The 19,369-nt window shown below is 61.3% G+C and carries 13 protein-coding genes; 2 read left to right on the top strand and 11 right to left on the bottom strand.

All coding sequences use genetic code 11. The annotated features are described in order from the left end of the window. Window positions 1-53: 53 nt before the first annotated feature. From trpS to mutS, 6 genes are all read right to left on the bottom strand, one after another. A complete protein-coding gene (gene trpS, locus JJQ51_RS27850; protein WP_112722011.1) occupies window positions 54-1,118 on the bottom strand; it encodes a tryptophan--tRNA ligase in 1,065 nt (354 codons plus the stop codon). A gap of 110 nt (window positions 1,119-1,228) precedes the next feature. After that, entirely contained in the window at window positions 1,229-1,621 is a 393-nt protein-coding gene (locus JJQ51_RS27845) for a VOC family protein (RefSeq protein WP_113351315.1), read from the bottom strand. A gap of 114 nt (window positions 1,622-1,735) precedes the next feature. Further along, entirely contained in the window at window positions 1,736-3,337 is a 1,602-nt protein-coding gene (gene murJ / locus JJQ51_RS27840) for a murein biosynthesis integral membrane protein MurJ (protein ID WP_113329991.1), read from the bottom strand. Beyond that, window positions 3,334-6,249, bottom strand: coding sequence for a [protein-PII] uridylyltransferase (locus JJQ51_RS27835; RefSeq protein WP_113351316.1), 2,916 nt, complete (start codon window positions 6,247-6,249; stop codon window positions 3,334-3,336). Before JJQ51_RS27835 ends, murJ begins: the two co-directional genes overlap by 4 nt. A 158-nt stretch (window positions 6,250-6,407) precedes the next feature. Continuing rightward, window positions 6,408-6,704, bottom strand: a complete 297-nt coding sequence (locus JJQ51_RS27830) for a hypothetical protein (protein ID WP_244575268.1) — start codon at window positions 6,702-6,704, stop codon at window positions 6,408-6,410. A 25-nt stretch (window positions 6,705-6,729) separates the two neighbouring features. Then, window positions 6,730-9,387, bottom strand: a complete 2,658-nt coding sequence (mutS, locus tag JJQ51_RS27825; RefSeq protein ID WP_371864872.1) for a DNA mismatch repair protein MutS — start codon at window positions 9,385-9,387, stop codon at window positions 6,730-6,732. Window positions 9,388-9,584: 197 nt separating this feature from the next. Between mutS and JJQ51_RS27820 the strand changes: the two genes are divergently transcribed. Together JJQ51_RS27820 and JJQ51_RS27815 are read left to right on the top strand one after the other, a co-directional pair. Continuing rightward, entirely contained in the window at window positions 9,585-11,873 is a 2,289-nt protein-coding gene (locus JJQ51_RS27820; protein ID WP_113351318.1) for an NADP-dependent malic enzyme, read from the top strand. A gap of 77 nt (window positions 11,874-11,950) precedes the next feature. Next, window positions 11,951-13,360, top strand: a complete 1,410-nt coding sequence (locus tag JJQ51_RS27815; RefSeq protein ID WP_152093773.1) for an adenylate/guanylate cyclase domain-containing protein — start codon at window positions 11,951-11,953, stop codon at window positions 13,358-13,360. A gap of 6 nt (window positions 13,361-13,366) precedes the next feature. Here the strand turns inward: JJQ51_RS27815 and JJQ51_RS27810 are convergent, their stop codons facing one another. The 5 genes from JJQ51_RS27810 to JJQ51_RS27790 all read right to left on the bottom strand — a co-directional run bounded on the left by JJQ51_RS27810 (window position 13,367) and on the right by JJQ51_RS27790 (window position 19,317). After that, on the bottom strand, window positions 13,367-14,245 hold the full coding sequence (locus JJQ51_RS27810; RefSeq protein ID WP_113329985.1) for a GNAT family N-acetyltransferase: 879 nt from the start codon (window positions 14,243-14,245) through the stop codon (window positions 13,367-13,369). A gap of 231 nt (window positions 14,246-14,476) precedes the next feature. Continuing rightward, entirely contained in the window at window positions 14,477-16,762 is a 2,286-nt protein-coding gene (locus tag JJQ51_RS27805; RefSeq protein WP_269245546.1) for a hybrid sensor histidine kinase/response regulator, read from the bottom strand. 55 nt (window positions 16,763-16,817) lie between these two features. Continuing rightward, complete coding sequence (lspA, locus tag JJQ51_RS27800) at window positions 16,818-17,336, bottom strand: signal peptidase II (RefSeq protein WP_069611144.1); 519 nt, start codon at window positions 17,334-17,336, stop codon at window positions 16,818-16,820. Continuing rightward, window positions 17,333-18,193 (bottom strand): TrmH family RNA methyltransferase, encoded by an 861-nt coding sequence (locus JJQ51_RS27795; RefSeq protein WP_113351321.1) that lies wholly within the window; start codon window positions 18,191-18,193, stop codon window positions 17,333-17,335. Before JJQ51_RS27795 ends, lspA begins: the two co-directional genes overlap by 4 nt. Next, window positions 18,190-19,317, bottom strand: coding sequence for a class I SAM-dependent methyltransferase (locus tag JJQ51_RS27790; protein ID WP_269245559.1), 1,128 nt, complete (start codon window positions 19,315-19,317; stop codon window positions 18,190-18,192). Before JJQ51_RS27790 ends, JJQ51_RS27795 begins: the two co-directional genes overlap by 4 nt. Between the last annotated feature and the right edge of the window lie 52 nt (window positions 19,318-19,369).

The raw sequence follows: 19,369 nt of genomic DNA, 5'->3' as shown, positions 1-19,369 counted from the left end.
GCGGCGTTTTGCAAGCCCCCGTTTGGGACCGAGAGGCTTGCATGACGATATCATCAATAGAGAAAGCCGATAATGTCGCGAATCTGCTTCATGGTCACGTCGGCGCGGGCGCGGGCACGGGCGCTGCCATCGCGCAGAACGGCGTCGATATGGCCAGGGTCGGCCATCAGGCGGCGCATTTCCATCGTGATCGGCGAGAGCACATGCACGGCGAGATCGACTAGCGCCGGCTTGAAGACCGAGAATTGCTGACCGCCGAATTCCGAGAGAACGTCAGCCTTCGACTTGTCGGCAAGCGCCGCATAGATGCCGACCAGATTGTCGGCTTCAGGCCGGCCGGCAAGACCGGCGATTTCGCTCGGCAAGCCATCCGGATCGGTCTTGGCCTTGCGGATCTTCTTCGAGATGTTTTCCTCGTCGTCGAGCAGGTTGATGCGCGAGAGGTCCGATGCGTCGGATTTCGACATCTTCTTCGTGCCGTCACGCAGCGACATGACGCGCGGCGCCGGGCCATCGATCAGCGGCTCGACCATCGGGAAATAGGCATGCACCGGCTCGTCGCCGACGGTGATGTCGATGCCGTAGCCCGTGCGGCGAATATGCTCCATGTAGTCCAGATTGAATTTCATGGCGATGTCGCGGGTCAGCTCCAGATGCTGCTTCTGGTCGTCGCCGACCGGGACATGGGTGGCGCGATAGAGCAGAATGTCCGCGGCCATCAGGCTCGGATAGGCGTAAAGGCCAAGCGATGCCTGTTCGCGGTCCTTGCCCGCCTTGTCCTTGAACTGCGTCATGCGGTTCATCCAGCCGATGCGCGCGACGCAGTTAAAGATCCAGGCAAGCTCAGCATGGCCGGGCACGGCCGACTGATTGAAGACGATGTGCTTTTCCGGATCGATGCCGGCGGCAAGGAAGGCCGCGGTGATCGAACGCGTCTGGTTCGGCATGTCCTCATGGACCAGCTGCGCCGTCAGCGCATGCATGTCGACGACGCAGTAGATGCAGTCGTTATTGGCCTGCAGGGCCACGAACTTGCGGATTGCGCCGAGATAGTTGCCGAGGTGGAGGTTGCCGGTGGGCTGAACGCCCGAGAATACGAGCGGCTTGAATTCGGTCATGTCGTCCTCAAAAGGCTTGTGGAGGGCCTGGGCGAGTGGCTCTCGACCCCTGGTTTCGAGCGGCTTATGCACGGCGGATAGGTTGGGATCAAGAGGTTATATGGGCAGTCTCAGGAAGAATGCTGGATCAGGTCCCAGGTGTTGCCGTAGGGATCGGCAAAGACCGCGACCGTACCATAGACTTCATGGCGCGGTTCCTCCAGAAAATGCACGCCCTTTGCCTTCATAGCTGCATGATCGCGGGCGAAATCATCGGTCTTGAGGAAGAAGCCGACGCGGCCACCGGTCTGGTTGCCGATCGCCGCGCGCTGGCTGTCGCTGGCGGCCTGGGCGAGCAATAGCGCGGCGCCCTCGGTGCCTTTCGGTCTGACCACGACCCAGCGCTTGCCCTCCGGCTGCACCTCGTCGGCCAAGCACTCGAAGCCGAGGGCATCGCAATAGAAGGCTTTCGCGCGATCATAGTCATCGACGACGAGGGCGACGAGGAAGAGAGATTGGGGCATGGGGACTCCGTGTTATTTCCTGGCGCGCAGCATTAACTACGATTCTCGGCTCGAAATAAAAACCTATAAAACGGATTCAATCTCGCACCGTTCGATCAGGCGAAGGAGCCTTTGTTATTCCCCGTTCGCCACCTCGGCATCTGGAGCGGTCGCGGCCCGCTTGCGCTTCAAATTGCGGCGTACCATGCCCAAATCCACGCCGCCGATCAGGAAGGCGACAATGAAATACACCGCCATCGCAATCAATATGAGCAAGCCCAGGATGCCGGTTTTGATGAGCAGCGACGAGCTCCCCCCCAGAAGCGGCTCCCAGCGATCAGACAAATATACGATAACGCCGCCCATGACGGCGGAGGATACGAGCAGCATCACAGTGCGGCGCGCCAGCGACCATTCCCAGGCGAGATGTCCGCGGCGATAGAGTGTGACGAAGAGCTGCACGGCGTTCAGCCATCCGGCAACCGCCTCAGCGAGCGCAATGCCGCGTTCGGCCAGCACCGGGAAAAGCAAGATGGACAGCGCCGAATTGACGGCGACGGCGACCGCCGTGTAGCGCATCGGCGATTTCGTATCTTCGCGGGCATAAAAGCCGGGCTGCAGTGCTTTAATCAGCACGAAAGCCGGCAGGCCAAGGCCGAAGATTGCGAGGATGGAGCCGACCAGCTTTGTATTTTCCGAGTTAAAGGCGCCGCGCTCGTAAAGCACGCGGATGATATCGTCAGAGAGCAGCCAGAGGGCAATAGCGGCCGGCAGGGTCAGGAACAGCACAAATTCGATCGAGCGGTTCTGGATATTGGCAGCTTCCTTGATATGGCCTGATTTCAGCGAGCGGGCTAGTTCCGGCAGAAGCACGATTCCGACCGCGACGCCGACGACGCCGAGCGGCAACTGGTAGATGCGGTCTGCATATTGCAGGGCGGCGATCGCGCCTTCCTTGCCCGAGGCAATTGCCTGGCCGATCACCAGATTGATCTGAGTGACGCCGCCGGTGATGGCCGCCGGGATCGCAAGAAGCAGGAGCCGTTTGACATTGGGCGTGAAGCGCGGAAAGCGCAGACCGATACTGATGCCGGCATGACGCACGCCGATATAGACGACCGCCAGCTGCAGCACGCCTGCCACCAGTACCGACCAGGACAAGTACCAGGCTGTGCTCAGCGGATCGGCGCCGTAGTAGATCGCATAGAACAGCGCACTGATCATCACTAGGTTTAGGAAGATCGGAGCCACGGCGGCAGCGAAGAAATGATGCAGCGAGTTCAGCATGCCGCTCATCATCGCCGTCAGCGACATCGACATGAGATAAGGGAACATCACGGCGGCCAACCGGACCGTCAGATCGAATTTCTCGGCATCGTCGGCGAAACCAGGTGCGATGACCCAACGCACCAGGAGCGGCATGGCTAGTTCCATGACGATAGTGATCAACAGCAGGACCGAGAAGAGAACGCCGAATACTTCCTCGGAAAACCGCTTGGCGCCGTCGATGCCATTCGCCTCGATCTCTTTTGCAAAAAGCGGCACGAAGGCGGCGTTGAAGGCGCCTTCGGCAAACAATCGGCGGAAGAGATTCGGAAAGCGGAAGGCGGCGTAGAAGACGTCGGCCATCGGCCCGGTGCCGAGGGCAGCGGCCATCAGCGTTTCGCGGGCGAAGCCGAAGATGCGGCTGCCGAGCGTCGCGCCACCGACCGTGATGAATTTCTTGACTAGGCTCATGCGGCTGAACCGGCTTTCTTCTCAGTGTCTGACTTTTCGACGGCGACGCCGCGCGTGGCGGCGGGCGCGATGATGCCGGAGGGCATGCGCTCGCGCATTTCATCCTCTTCGCCGGCCATGACGGCTTTCAGGCGGGCGGTGATATAGGCTCGCCTGTTCTCGTTGGAAATCTTCTGGCCTACCAGGTCGGCGACATAGAAGGTATCGATGACCTTTTCGCCGAAGGTGGTGATCCGCGCAGACTGGATATCGAGAGACAGGTCCGAAAGAACGGCCGTGATTTCCGACAGCAGGCCTGGGCGGTCGAGGCATTCGACCTCGATGACCGTGAACTTGTTGGAGAGGCTGTTGGTGATGATGACCGACGGCGGGATGACGAAAGCCTTATTCTTGCGGCGGTTCTTCGTGCGCGTCGCGATGACCTCCGGTAGCCGCTTGCGGCCGGCCAGCACGTCCTCGATCATCTTGCCGATGGTGCCGGCGCGGCGCAGTTCGTCGGCATCATCAGGAAATTCGCGGCTGACATGGATGGTGTCGAGCGCGCGGCCATCCGATGTCGTGAAGATCTGCGCATCGGCGATATTAGCGCCCGCAGCAGCGCAGGCGCCGGCAATCACGGTCAAAAGACGCGGATGGTCAGGCGAGAGCACGGTGATCTCGGTGATGGCGTGGAAGCTGTCGGTGCGCACCATGGTGGCGAGGACTTTGCCCGCCTTGTCGGATTCACGCATGAACTGCGTATGGCGGACCTGATCTTCCAGCGGCACGGACAGCAGATAGGGCTGATAGTGCAGCTTGACGTAGGCCTTGCGCTCCTTCTGGCTCCAATCCGCGAGTGCGTGTTCCAGCGCTTCGGCAGCGGCTTCGGCGCGTTCCTTGCGCGAGACTTCGGAGAAACCTCCTGACAGCAGCAGCTCGGTTTCATAATAGAGCGTGCGCAACAGTTGGCCTTTCCAGCCGTTCCAGACGCCGGGGCCAACGGCGCGGATATCACAGACGGTCAGGATCAGCAGCATCTTCAACCGGTCAAGCGACTGCACCCGGTCGGCGAAATCGATAATGGTCTTGCGGTCGGTCAGGTCGCGCGTCTGAGCGACCATCGACATGGTCAGATGTTCCGCGATCAGCCAGACCACCAGCTCCGTCTGCTTGGGCGAAAGGCCAAAGCGTGGGCAGAGCTTGCGTGCAACTGCGGCGCCGGCTTCCGAATGGTCCTCCTCGCGGCCCTTGGCAATATCGTGCAACAGGACGGCGACATAGAGCGCGTCGCGATCCTCGATGCCAGGCATCAGCTTGTTGGTCAGCGGATGGATATCCTCGGCCTTGCCCTTGTCGATCTCCGATAGCACCTCAACGGCGCGGATCAGATGCTCGTCCACCGTATAGTGATGATACATGTTGAACTGCATCATCGAGACGATCTTGCCAAATTCCGGAATGAAGCGGCCGAGCACGCCGGCCTCGTTCATGCGGCGCAGGATGAGTGCGGGATCGCGCTTCGAGGTGAGGATGGAGAGGAAGAGCCGGTTCGCCTCCTCGTTCTCGCGCAGATCGTTGTCGATGAGGTTCAGCGAGCGGGTGACGCGCTTCAACGCGTCCGGATGGAATTCCAGCCCATTGATATCGGCAACGAAGAACAGCCGGATAAGGCTGACCGGATCGCGCTTGAAGACATCGGGATTGGCAAGCGCGATGCGGCCGCGGTCTTCGACGAATTCGACGGTGCCGGGGATCTTGCGCGAGCGGTTGGCAAAACGGCTGATGACGCCGGTGAGCCCCGGCGTGGCTTTCGCCTGCTGGTCCTCCAGTGCGGCGCAGAGGATGCGGGTGAGATCGCCGACATCCTTGGCGACAAGGAAATAATGCTTCATGAAGCGCTCGACGGCCGAAAGGCCCGGGCGGGCGTTATAGTCGAGGGCTGCGGCGATATCGCGCTGGATATCGAAGGAAAGCCGCTCTTCCGCCTTGCCGGTCAGGAAATGCATATGGCAGCGCACGGCCCAGAGGAAATCCTCGGCCTTCTCAAAGAGACGATATTCCTGTTTCGAGAGCACGCCGAGCTTTACCAGCTCGGCTGGATCGCGGACGTGATAGTAATATTTCGAGATCCAGAACAGCGTGTGCAGGTCGCGCAGGCCACCCTTGCCTTCCTTGACGTTGGGCTCGACGAGATAGCGGGTGTCGCCCGCCTTGCGGTGGCGCTCGTCACGCTCGGCGAGCTTGGCGGCGATGAATTCCGGGCCGGTATTGGTGACGATCTCCTTGTCGAAACGGGCTTGCAGCTCGCGCTCCAGCGCGATGTTGCCGCAGATATAGCGGGTTTCGAGAATGGCGGTGCGCACCGTCATGTCGGACTTGGCCTCTCGGATGCACTCCTCGACCGTGCGCGTGGCGTGGCCGACTTTGAAGCCCATGTCCCACAGCATATAGAGAATGAATTCGACCGCCTTGTGCGTCTCGCTCTCCGGCTTCGGCCGGAAGAGGAAGAGAAGGTCGATATCGGAGCCCGGCGCCAGCGTATCGCGGCCATAGCCGCCGACGGCGGTGACGGAGAAGGCGCCGGCCTGCTTCGGATAGACGTGATGGACGGTGAAATCGTAGAGGACGGTGATGATCTGGTCCTGCAGCCAGGAAATCCGGTGCGCGCAATTAAGCCCGCTGCCGTCGGCGATCAGCAACCGCCGCGCTTCTTCCCGTCCATCCTGGCTTGCCTTTTTCAACAGCGCCAGCAGTGCGGAGCGCTCTTCATTCTTATCCAGGCCGCGTTTGGTGAGGGTCTCGCACTCCGCCTTCAGCGCGGATACATCGAGAATGGTCGAAAAATCGATATGATGCGTTTCCATGCTCTGCCGATCGGCTTTCTCTTCGCTGACCGCGGTCCGTTGCCGGCGCGCCCGTCTTTTCGTCTGCATGCGCTATAGCCTCTTTGCCCAGCGATTGACACAGGCATTCTACGCCCGCATCCCCAAAGCCAGCTGGAGCCGATCATCTCGAATCGATGATCCGTCAAGATTTCTATCGGGCCAAGGTTGACGAAGCGTGACGGCCATCGACGCAGAAATCGGCAGTTTTAGGGCCTTGCCGGCTCAAGTGCCCGTCTGAGCTCGTTCAAACTATATAGTATGTTTCGCGATTGAGCGCCGATCTGCGTCACCATTTCGCGCTCGCATTCCCAATAACCGGCCTTGGCGATCTTGGAGCAGATATCGGAAATGCGGCTGCAGGACAGCGTGATATCGAGCAGGCCCCGATCGGATTCACAGTCCGGGGCTTCGCCCTCGCCGCAGATCTTGCCGCGCGCGGCGATCGGAGAGAAGCGCTCACCCAGAATGCGGACTTCGGCGAGAAGAACTTCGAGATACATCATATTGCCTTTGGAATATCGCCTGCGGTCAACTGGTCTTGGTAAGCGTTTTCTTCAGTTCATAGAGTACATCCAGGGCGGCTCGCGGCGTCAGATCGTCAAGATCGAGCGTTTTCAGCCGTTCCTCAACCTTGGACGGCTCGCGCCGGCCAACGGCTTCCTCCCGGCGGACGGCCACCTGGAAGAGGGGGAGATCATCAATGAGCTGGCTTGCCGGATTCTTGCGGTCGGCATCTTCAAGCCGCGTCAGGACATCGCGGGCGCGCGCCACAACGGAAGCCGGCAGACCGGCGAGTCGCGCCACCTGGATACCGTAGGAGCGATCGGCAGCCCCCGGCCCAACCTCGTGCAGGAAGATGACATCGCCATCCCATTCCTTGACGCGCATGGTGGCATTGGAAAGCCGGCCGAGCTTTTCCGAGAGCACGGTCAGCTCGTGGAAATGCGTGGCGAACAGACCGCGGCATCGGTTGGCTTCATGCAGATGCTCGACGGCTGCCCATGCGATCGAAAGACCGTCGAAGGTCGCGGTGCCACGACCGATCTCGTCGAGGATGACGAGGGAGCGTTCCGTTGCCTGGTTGAGGATCGCCGCCGTCTCGACCATCTCGACCATGAAGGTCGAGCGGCCACGGGCAAGATCATCGGAAGCGCCGACGCGCGAGAAGAGCCGGTCGACGATACCGATATGGGCCGAAGCGGCGGGCACGAAGGAGCCCATCTGCGCTAGAATAGCGATCAAAGCATTCTGGCGCAGGAAGGTGGATTTACCGCCCATGTTCGGGCCGGTCAGGAGCCAGATCGCGCCATCCTTGCCGTCGGCTTTCGGCGAAAGATCGCAATTGTTGGCGACGAACGGACCGCCGGCCTGACGGCGCAGCGCCTGTTCGACGACTGGATGACGGCCGCCTTCGATCGCGAACATGCGGCTGCCGTCGACGACGGGCCGGCAATAGGCCTGCTCCTCGGCAAGCAGTGCAAGCCCCGCCGCGACATCGATCACCGACAACGCGCGGGCGCCGGTCTTGATCGCCTCGGCAGCAGCCACAACGGCCGCAACCATGCGGTCGAAGGCCTCGAGTTCGATCGCCAGCGCCTTGTCGGCGGCATTGGCAATGCGGCTTTCAAGATCGGCAAGTTCTGTAGTGGTGAAGCGCATGGCATTCGCCATGGTCTGGCGATGGATGAAGCGCGCCTTGGCTTCGCTGGTGTCCGTCATCGGACCGGCATTGCCGGCGGTGACCTCGATAAAGTAGCCGAGCACATTATTGTGCTTGATCTTCAGCGACTTGATGCCGGTTTCCTCGGCATATTGCAGCTGCAGGCCGGCGATGACGCGGCGCGACTGGTCGCGCAGTGCCCGCACTTCATCCAGCTCGGCATTCGCCCCTTCCCGCAGGAAACCTCCGTCGCGCTTCAGCAGGGGCAGCTCGTCGGCAAGATTCGCCGCAAGCATGGCTTCGAGATCAGCCGGTAAAGCTTTCAGTCCGTCCAGTGCGGCGGCAAGCTCTTCCGGCAGCAAGGCGCCATCGAGAAGCCGGGCAAGATCGGCCGCCGCCGCCAGCCCCTGACGGATCGCCCAGAGATCGCGCGGGCCGCCACGATCGAGCGCAAGGCGCGACAGGGCGCGCGGCATGTCGGGCACATGCTTCAATGCCGAACGCAGATCGCTGCAGAGCGATGGCTCCTCGGTCAGAAAGCCGATCGAATCCAACCGTTCGTTGATACGGGCAGGGTCGGTCAGCGGCGACATCAGCCGCTCGGCAAGAAGGCGGGCACCGCCGCCGGTCACGGTACGGTCGATCGCCTTCAGCAGCGAACCGTTGCGATCGCCGGAGAGCGTGCGAACCAGTTCGAGATTGGCACGCGTGGCGGGATCGATGAAAAGTGTCGAGGCGCCGCTTTCGCGCTCCGGCAATCCCAGCGGGGGCCGCTCGGCGAGCTGGGTTTTTTCGACATAGGCAATTGCAGCGGCAGCCGCAGCCAATTCGGCGCGGCTGAACGTGCCAAAACCATCGAGTGTCGACACGCCGAAGTAACGCGTGATCCGTCCCTCGGCGCTGGCGCTGTCGAAGAGCACCGCCGGCTGCGGAACAGCGGTCCGGCCGAGGATATCGAAAACGGGCTTCAGCTCCGGATCATGAAACATCGTATCCGGCAGGATCAGTTCTCTCGGATCGATGCGCAGGATATCGGCGAGCAGCCGCGACGTCTCCGTTTCTGCAAGACGGAAGACGCCTGTCGAAATATCGATCCAGGCAAGCGCCAGCTGCGGCTCGGCGCCACCGCGAATACGGGTGAGCGCCATCAGATAATTGGATTCCGAGGGCGAAAGCAGCTTTTCTTCGGTGATCGTACCCGGCGTCACCAGGCGCACGACATCGCGCCGCACCACCGATTTGCCGCCGCGCTTTTTCGCTTCGGCAGGATCCTCCACCTGCTCGCATACAGCAACGCGAAAGCCGAGACCGATCAGTTTCTGCAGATAATCATCGGCAGCGTGAACCGGAACGCCGCACATCGGGATGTCCTGCCCCATGTGCTGGCCGCGCTTCGTCAGCGTGATGCCGAGCGCACGCGACGCATCGATGGCGTCTTCGAAGAACAGTTCGTAGAAGTCGCCCATGCGATAGAACAGCAGCGAACCGGGATTGTTCGCCTTGATCTCGATATATTGCTCCATCATCGGAGTGGCCGAGGCACGGCTTTCCTCCGAGGCAAGCTCGGCGGCCGAGAAAGCATCGATGCTGGCGTTAATACGTTCGTTCACGGAGGTGCAGTTTTTCCAAAAAAATGAGGTGCCACCCTATCCGCGCGCCGCTATAGAAGACAACAGCTATCGGACAAGAGGGACCGGTCGCCCACAGGAGGTTTGGAGGAACAATGGCTGACAGCAAGAGCAAGTCGCGTCCAGGAACGGGGATCACCGATCAGGAAGCACTGGACTTCCACAAGAACGGGCGCCCCGGCAAGCTTGAGATCAACCCGACCAAGCCGATGGCGACACAACGCGATCTTTCCCTTGCCTATTCGCCCGGTGTCGCCGTTCCCGTAAAGGCGATCGCTGCAGATCCGGCCACCGCCTACGACTATACTTCGCGCGGCAACATGGTCGCCGTCATTTCGAACGGCACAGCCATTCTCGGCCTCGGCAATCTCGGCGCACTCGCCTCCAAGCCGGTCATGGAAGGCAAATCGGTGCTGTTCAAGCGCTTCGCCGACGTCGATTCGATCGATCTCGAGATCGACACCGAGAATGTCGACGAATTCATCAATTGCGTGCGCTATCTCGGCCCCTCCTTCGGCGGCATCAATCTTGAAGATATTAAGGCACCCGACTGCTTCATCATCGAGCAGCGCCTGCGCGAGCTCATGGATATCCCCGTGTTCCATGACGACCAGCACGGAACCGCCATCATCGCCGCTGCCGGCCTCATCAACGCGCTGGAGCTGACCGGCCGCGACCTGAAGACCACCAAGCTCGTCTGCAACGGCGCCGGCGCTGCCGCCATCGCCTGCATCGAGCTGATCAAGTCGATGGGCTTCGCCCCGGACAACATCGTCCTTTGCGACACCAAGGGCGTGATCTACCAGGGTCGCAGCGAAGGCATGAACCAGTGGAAGTCGGCACACGCCGTCAAGACCGACAAGCGCACGCTGGCGGAAGCAATGAAGGGCGCCGACGTCGTGTTCGGCCTGTCGCAGAAGGGCGCCTTTTCCGAGGATATGATCCGTTCTATGGCCGACCGGCCGATCATTTTCGCCATGGCCAATCCCGATCCGGAAATCACGCCGGAAGAAGTCGCCCGCATCCGCGACGACGCCATCATGGCGACGGGGCGTTCGGACTATCCGAACCAGGTCAACAACGTTCTCGGCTTTCCCTATATCTTCCGCGGCGCGCTCGATGTGCGCGCCACGACCATCAATGACGAGATGAAGATCGCCGCCGTCAACGCGCTGGCGAGCCTTGCGCGCGAAGACGTGCCTGACGATGTCGTGGCAGCCTATCAGGGCGCGCGGCCGCGCTTCGGCGCGCAGTACATCATCCCTGTGCCCTTCGACCCGCGCCTGATCTCGGCCATTCCGGTGGCTGTCGCAAAAGCCGCGATCGAGAGCGGCGTCGCACGCCGCGAAATTGCCGACATGGCCGCCTATGCGCGCGAACTCTCTGCCCGGCGCGATCCGATCGCCTCAACACTGGCACAGCTCTACGAGCGTGTCCGCCGGCACCAGAAGCGCATCGTCTTTGCCGAGGCGGAAGAAGAGCAGGTCATGCGCGCCGCCCTCTCCTACGCCAATCAGGGGCTTGGCACCGCCATCCTGCTCGGCCGCGAGGATCTGATCCAGGCAACCGCCGAGCGCGCCGGCATCGATCTCAACCGCCCAGGCCTCGAGATCGTCAATGCCCGCATCTCGAAGCGCGGTGATGCCTATATCGATTATCTCTATGCCCGGCTGCAGCGCCAGGGCTACCTGCATCGTGACGTGACGCGCCTGATCCACAACGACCGCAATCATTTTGCCGCGTGCATGGTCGCACTGGGCGATGCCGACGGCATGGTGACGGGCGTGACGCGCAACTATTCGACTGCGCTCGGCGATGTACGCCGCTGCATCGACGCCAAACCGGGACACCGGGTCATCGGCATATCGATCGTGCTTGCCCGCGGCCGAACCGTCTTCGTTGCCGATACCGCCGTGCATGACATGCCGACCTCCGAAGAACTGGCCGATATCGCCGAGGAAGCTGCCGGCTTCGCCCGGCGCATGGGCTATGAGCCGCGCGTCGCCATGCTCGCTTATTCCACCTTCGGCCATCCCCCAGGCGAACGTTCCGAGCGGGTGCGTGAAGCGGTTAATATTCTCGACAAGCGATACGTCAACTTTGAATTCGACGGCGAAATGGCGGCCGACGTGGCGCTTGACCGCAAGCTCATGGAAAGCCTCTATCCCTTCTCGCGGCTTTCCGGACCGGCAAACGTGCTTGTCATGCCCGCCTTCCACTCTGCGGCGATCTCCACCAAGATGCTGCAGGAGCTCGGCGGCTCCACGGTCATCGGGCCGCTGCTCGTAGGTCTCGACAAGCCGGTGCAGATCACATCGATGGGCGCCAAGGATTCCGATATCGTCAACATGGCCGCCATCGCGGCTTATGGCGCGGGCTCGTAACCACTACCCCATAAGACTGAGCCGGCGACCCAACAAAGGTGATGGGCTGCCGTATCAATTCGGTGTAAAATAGGGGGATGAGTGAAGCTCAGGTCCTGTTCGGAGTGCTGCGCCATTCAGCGCAGCCTGACATTGTCGATGCTATCGAGCGGCTCGTTCTTGAGGCACCCGACCGCAAGCTCAACCGTGTGAATGCGCTCGCCTTTGCGGCAGGCCACGGCTTCGATGAAGAACAGGCCGTCAATGCCTTTCTGCACGCCTCGCGCCTCGGCCTGTTCGAGATGTCGTGGAATGTTCTTTGCCCCGGCTGCGGCGGAGTGTTGGATGCCAATACTTCACTCAAAACCGTGCAGAGCGATACCTATAACTGCACGCTTTGCGCAGCCGGATACGAGCCGACGCTCGACGAGATGGTCGAAGTCACCTTCACCGTCAGTCCACGCGTGCGCCACATAGAAGCGCACAATCCGCACGATCTGTCGCCGCTCGAATATTTCCGCCAGATTTATTGGGGCTCAGGCATCGACCTTCCCGACGAGGGTTACGAAGAAAAAGTCGATCAGTTCGTTTTGGAATCCCTGGAACTGCCGCCGGGCGAGAAAGCGGTCATATCGCTTCAATTGCCGGCGGAATTCACCATCATCTTCGAGCCGGTCACGCATGCGGCGCAATTCCTCGACGTGAAGGGAGAACCATCGAAGGAGCGGCAGGCTCTCTCGCTCGTTTTCGATCGCATGCATCGCCATAGCGAGGCCATAGAATTGCGGCCCGGCCCGCTACGCGTCCAGATGGAGAACCACACGGACCTTCGCGTGCTGCCATCGATCTGCGTGGCCAACGATGCCCTTCATACGCTGCTTGGACAACGCCGGCCATTTCTGACCGCCAAGCGCCTGCTTTCCAACCAGACCTTCCGTGACATCTATCGGACGGACACGATTGACATCGATCAGCGGCTGAAGATCACCAGCCTGACCTTTCTGTTCACCGACCTGCGCGGTTCGACGGAATTATACGAAAGGGTTGGCGATCTTGCGGCCTTCGATCTGGTCAAAACGCATTTCGGCATCCTGCATGAGATCGTGGCGGCAGAGGCGGGCGCGGTCGTCAAGACGATCGGCGATGCGGTCATGGCGACCTTCCCGACGCCGGACCGGGCGCTCACTGCGGCGATGCGGATGCGAGAGGCCATGCTCAGCCTCAACGAAGAGCGCGGCAATGATGATCTTCTTCTGAAAATCGGCATCCATGAGGGGCCGTGCATCGCCGTGAGCCTGAACGAACGACAGGATTATTTCGGGCAGACGGTCAATATCGCATCCCGCGTCCAGCACCTCGCCACGTCACGCGAGATCTTCGCCACCAGCTCGGTGCTCGATCATCCTCGCGCTGCCGAACTGATGACAAGGCGCGGCCTCACGCCGCAATCGCATCATGTCGCGCTGCGCGGCATCACGGATGCGATCGATATTTTCGCGATCCCTTGATAGTCCTCAGCTGGCGAAGCGACCGGCATCCGCGCCGTAATAATTCACGTAGCGGTTGGAAATGCTGGCGATCGGCAGGACGATCAGAACGTCTGTCGTGTTGAAAGCCTGATCGACCACGGCGGTCGAGCCGACCATGGCGCCGAGACGCAGATAGCCCTTGATCAAGGGCGGCAGCGACATCAGCGCCTTCTTCGGATTGACGGCCTCGACCGGCATCAGATCCATGTTGCGTGCCAGCGATGGCAGCGCACCGACGGCCCATTCGTCCTTGGCGAGAACATTGTGATAGAGGAAGGAAAGCGCCAGCGCATGCTGCTCCGGCAGAATGCCCGGGAAGGATGCGCAACCGAACATGGCGCCCATGCCATGCTTCAGCGCATAGGCCCAATTGCCCTGCCAGAGCAGTTCCACCGTACGCTTGTTGCGGTAATCCGGCAGCACGCAGGAACGGCCGAGCTCCATGAAGCGCTTATCGGGATGACGGGCGAGCAGCGCATCGATGTCGAATTCCGATGAGGAATAGAAGCCGCCATTGGCCATGGCCACTTCCTGGCGCAGCAGGCGATAGGTGCCGACGATCTGGTCTTCCGGATCGCCCTCAAGCGAGCGGTCCAGCACCAGAAGATGGTCGCAAATGTCGTCCCAGCTGTCGACATCACGCTGACGACGCATGGCGTCAGCCGGCAGTTGCGCGTTCATCTCTTCGACGAAAACGCGGTAGCGGACGGCCTGAGCGGCATCGATTTCGCGCGCCGTGCGGGCAAGGCGCGTTTCGAGATTTCCGATGCGTCCAAGCACATCGCTGGCAACTGGCTCAACCGTTGCCTTTGAAGACTGAACCATTTCGCCCTGAGCTTCGCGATTCAAAATTTCGATGGACATGGCGATTCTCCCCCTGCGGGCCGATATAGCGCCATAAACCAAATTCGTGCGACAGGAAAGTGACACGCAGCTTGGCTAAAAGCAAGAACCGTGCCCGTTGCAATTTTTCGAATGGACGCGCCATCCCCAACTTAGCGAGGACGATTGCCATAAGTTGAGCCATGTCAACCGCCGCTATCAAGCATTGATGAGCCGGCTTTGCAATTTTCATCCGCAGATAGCCGATGATTTCTAGGCGCGTTCGAAGACCGATCTCGACAGGCCGCGTAGCGCGGCCGTCAGCTTTTCGGGATCGACCGGCTTGACGATGACGGCATCGGCTCCGGCCAACAGTGCCTGACGACGTATCGAATCGCGGCTGTCCGCGGTCAGCACTATGATCGGAAGCGGCGGCAGGCCATGCCTGCGCTCATGAGCGCGCAATTGCGCAAGCACAGCCGCACCCGTACCGCCCGGCATGTTGAAATCCGTCACCAGCACCTCCGGCCGCGCTTCGCCGTCTTCGGTGCGGGCTCGAAGACCATCGAAATCCTCGACGAGGCGAACCCTGTGGCCAGCCTTGGAGAGCATGGCCCGGACCAGCATCGCATTGACCGGGTCATCCTCACCCAGCAGAATATCGAGCGCGCGGTCTTCCGACTCTGGTGTCGTTATGCCGATCTCGGAGACTGCCTCGATCAAGGCTTCGCGCTTTTCCATACCGCGCATGCGGCCTCTCAGCACATCGATCAGCGACTGTTCGCGCAGCGGCCGGATGAGCCAGGCGTCGAAAAGGTCGAGCGGATGGGTGTTGCGCTCCTCGGGATTGACCAGGAAGATCTTGCGCAGCCTTGGCACCGCAAGCGCATTTCCCTCGCTGAAGTACCAGGGCGCCATGCGATGGTCGACGATGAGATCCGTCCAGACCCCGCCCTCGCCCATCGGAAACGAAGGCAGCAGGTCATCCATGTCGCCCGGGCCGATCAGCCGGCAATGGCCGCCAAGGGTCTGGATGGTTCGCATGATGGCCGTGCTTGCCGCCCCTTGGGGAGCCAGCAGCAGGATACGAGATCCCCTAAGCATGGTATTGCGCCGATCGTATCCGTCTTCGCCGGCAATCAGGCCGACCGGGAAGGAGATGACGAATTCGCTGCCCTCGCCGCGCTCGCTGGCAACGCTGAGCCCGCCGCCGAATTCGCGCAGGATGCGGGCGGAGATTGCAAGGCCAAGGCCGGTGCCGGCGCTTCTTTCCACCGTGGTGCCGGCCTGCTCGAATTCGCCGAAGACGCGGGCCTGTTCTTCTTCGGTCATGCCGGGACCGCTATCGCGCACCGATATCGTCAAATCCGGGCCGTTGAGGTCGACACTGACAAGCACACCGCCGGTCTGGGTGAACTTCACCGCATTGCCGATGACGTTGAACAGGATCTGGCGCAGCCGGGCTGGATCGAATTCCATGCTCTCGGGAACGTCGGCCGCAACGCTCGCGGCAATTTCGATGCCCTTCTCATGGGCTCGATGCGCAAGCATCTCGATGACGCCTTCCAGCAGCGGCCGCAAAGCCTCCGTGCGCGGATGCAACTGGAAGCGACCGACTTCGATCGTGGAGAAATCAAGGAGATCTTCGACCAGCTGCACCAGCGCGTGACCCGACTGACGAATGCCCGTCAGGTAATTTGCCTGCTCCAGGGTCAGCGGCGTCTGGGCAAGCAGATGGTTCATGCCGAGAATGCCCGACAGCGGCGTGCGGATCTCATGGCTGACGGTAGCGAGCAGCCGGGATTTGGCAGCGCTGTTATATTCGGCCTTCAATCTCGCGTCTTCGCGCAGGCGGGCTGCCTGCCGCTCCTCCGTCACGTCGCGCGCGATGCTCTGTATGCATAATTGCCCGGTCGTCGCATCGCGGAACATGACATCGTGCCAGGCGAAGATGCGCCGGCCCTCGGGTGTCGCGATTTCCGCATCCTGATGCTTCGCATCGGTGACGGCACGGAATACGAGGCCAGCTTCTTCCAGCGTCAGGCCTTCGGGGTGCGACCTTCCGGTCAATCTGCTGAAGGTGGCGTTGGCGTGCAGAATCCGGCGATCGATACTGCGCGTGACCGCGATGTCGCCAAGCGCATCGTGGACGGTGGCAAGGAGGCTGGTGCTTTCCTTGTACTCCCATAGGCGATCGTGATCGCTCTCGCTGAAATCGGCAGCGACAATCTCGGGCTCGCGCGCCGCGCCTCGCGTTTTGACGATGCCGACGGCTGCCAGCGCAAGGGCTGCGAGGCCAAGAAAGCCTAAAAGCACCAGAGGACCTCCGGCGAAGCCGATCGCGAGAAAGGCGGCCCCGGCCACAAGACCGCCACCATTCAGCCAATGGCTTTGCAGCCACCAGGCTTGCGCAGGCGGCGCCGAGTGCCGGCCTGCCTCACGCGATACGGTCGATTTTGCAAGCGACGACTCGTCGGCGGCCGACCCTTCGATCGGTCCCGTTTGGTCGTGAACTGCCGCCGCGGCAAGCTTTTCCTGCAAATCTGCCAGAGTGCTCATGCAGTCTGGCTAACATGGGCATTCTTCCCGATGCCTTCAGGGATTCGCTAGAATTTTAAACTTTTGCCTTTTTGGGCATCAGAAGCTCGTCGAGAATGACGCAGCCTGCCCCGACGGTGATGAAACTGTCGGCAAGATTGAAAACGGCGAAAGACCATGTCTGCGTATGAAACAGGATATAATCGATCACGTGACCGTAGAGAAAGCGATCAAGCAGATTGCCGAGAGCGCCGGCAATGATCAGGGCAAAGCCCATATGCGCGAGCCAGCGATGATCGGGCGTGCGCCGCCAGAGCCACAGCACGAAGGCGACGATGACGAGCCGCATCCCGACGATGAACCAGCCGTCCATGCCCGAAAGCATGGAGAAGGCCACGCCTAGATTATAGGTGCGATAGAGCGCCAGCATCGGAATGACCGGCACCATCTCCTGCAGCGGCAGCCAATGATCCACCATGATCTTGATGGCCTGGTCGAGAATGACCGCAACCACGATGAAGATCAGGATCGGCAGGGGCCGTGAAAACAGGGCTGGCTTTGCAGTCGGCTGCTCATGGGTCTCGCTATCGGTCATCGGGTCTCGCTCAGGGTCAGGATATGGCGGCGTGCTTCGAACAGCATGACTGCCGTCGCGACCGCCAGATTGAGGCTATCCGCGCGGCCGGCCTGCGGGATACGGGCGAGCGCATCGGCCTCTTTCGCCAGGGCATCCGGCAAGCCGGACTGCTCGTTACCCATCAGGATGACGACGGGCTTCTTCTTGTAATCGATGGTGCGATAATCGACGGCGCCCGCCAGATGGGTCGCGACGACAGCGACACCGGCCGTCTTCTTCCAGATCAGAAACTCCTCCGGCGTCGCTTTGACGACAGGAACGGCAAAGACCGAGCCCATGGTGGCACGCACGGTTTCCAGCGAAAACGGATCGGTCGTTTCTCCGACGAGGATGACACCGGAAGCGCCGGCCGCATCGGCAGTGCGGATGATGGTGCCGAGATTGCCGGGATCGCGCACGCGATCGAGCGCCACCCAGGTCTCGCCCGCCTTCGGCTTGACGTCGCGAAGCGGCCGCCAGCGCTGCTCGAAGACGCCGACCACCATCTGCGGATTGTCGCGGCGTGTAATGGAGCCAATGACCTTTTCGCTGACCTCCAGCACCAGCCCGCCGGCCGCGACCGTCTTGGCGGCGACCTGTTCGACGAGAGGCTTGCCCTTGGCGGCCTTGGCGTAAACAAGCGTGCGGATCGTCCAGCCGAGCTCGAGCGCATCGATGACGAGCTTCAGTCCTTCGGCCAGGAAGGCGCCGCTTTCCTCGCGAGACTTCTTGACCGTCAGCGCCTTGATATCCTTGACGATCGGATTGGCAAGCGAGGTAACCTCTTTGACCTGTCCGACCTTGCGCGGGCCGTCACTACGAAAATCCTGGTTCATTTCGGCACCCAGCGGCTGAAGAGAGAGGTGGAAAGCGCCCTGCCCGGCGTGCGGCCATCGAGGCCGGCCTCGCGGATGACGAGTTCGCCGGATTCGACGGCGCCGCCGGCACCGCGCATCGTCTCGCGCATCAGCTCATGTATAGAATAGAAGCTGGCTCGGATGGAATAGGCCGTCAGCACCAGGCCGAGCGCCTTCGGCGACAGGATCTCGCGGCAGATATCGAGCATCAGCGGCAAGTGTTCGAACAGATGCCAGACCTCGCCATTCGGGCCGCGGCCGAACTTCGGCGGGTCGGTGAGAATGATGTCGTATTTGTTGCCGCGCCGCTCCTCGCGCAGGATGAACTTCATCGCATCCTCGCAGATCCAGCGGATCGGCAGTTTTTCCATGCGGCCCAAAGCCTGGTTTTCGCGCGCCCAGCCGATCGCCTTCTTCGAAGCGTCAACATGCGTCACTTCAGCCCCGGCAGCAGCCGCCACCAGGGAGGCGACGCCGGTGTAGCCGAATAGATTCAGGACCTTCAGTGGCCGTTGCGCCGCCTCGACCTGCTCCTTCATCCATGCCCAGTGCACGATCTGCTCCGGGAAGACGCCGACATGGCGAAATGCGGTGAAGCGACCGAGAAAATCGACACCGAGCAATTGCAGCGGCCATGTCTCGCCGAGCGCCTCGCGCGGAAAACGCCAGCGGCCCATGCCGTCCTCATCGGTATCGCCGGTGAAGATCGCATCGGCATTATCCCAGATATGCGCGGCAAGCGACGGCGGCCACAGCGCCTGTGCCTCAGGCCGGACGATGCGGTAGGGACCGTATTGCTCGAGCTTGAGGCCATTGCCGCTGTCGATCAGGTGGAAATCACCGGCACCGAGCGATTCCAGGATAACTGGCACGCGCTCCGGCGGACGCTCACCGGTTCGGGCGATCAGCGGGCGTTCCGGCGCGGCGACGGCAGGTGCTGCAGAACGCGACTCGGCAACACGCTCGCCATGATCGCGCGGAGGCTTGGCTGGCCTTGAAGCATGCGCGGGCTTTGCCGGCGGCTTGCCGGGCATGTCACGCCGGGGTTTCGCCCCAAGGCCGCCCGTATTTTTCTGGCCGGGCCGGCTTTCCCTATGTTTCACCATGCTTATCTCAAAATTGATATGTGCGTGCAAATAGCATCTGGCCGCCACT

Origin of the sequence: Rhizobium sp. AG207R, assembly GCF_027109195.1 — a bacterium.
Lineage (GTDB): Bacteria > Pseudomonadota > Alphaproteobacteria > Rhizobiales > Rhizobiaceae > Rhizobium > Rhizobium dioscoreae.
This window is presented reverse-complemented; position numbering and strand designations above follow the sequence as displayed.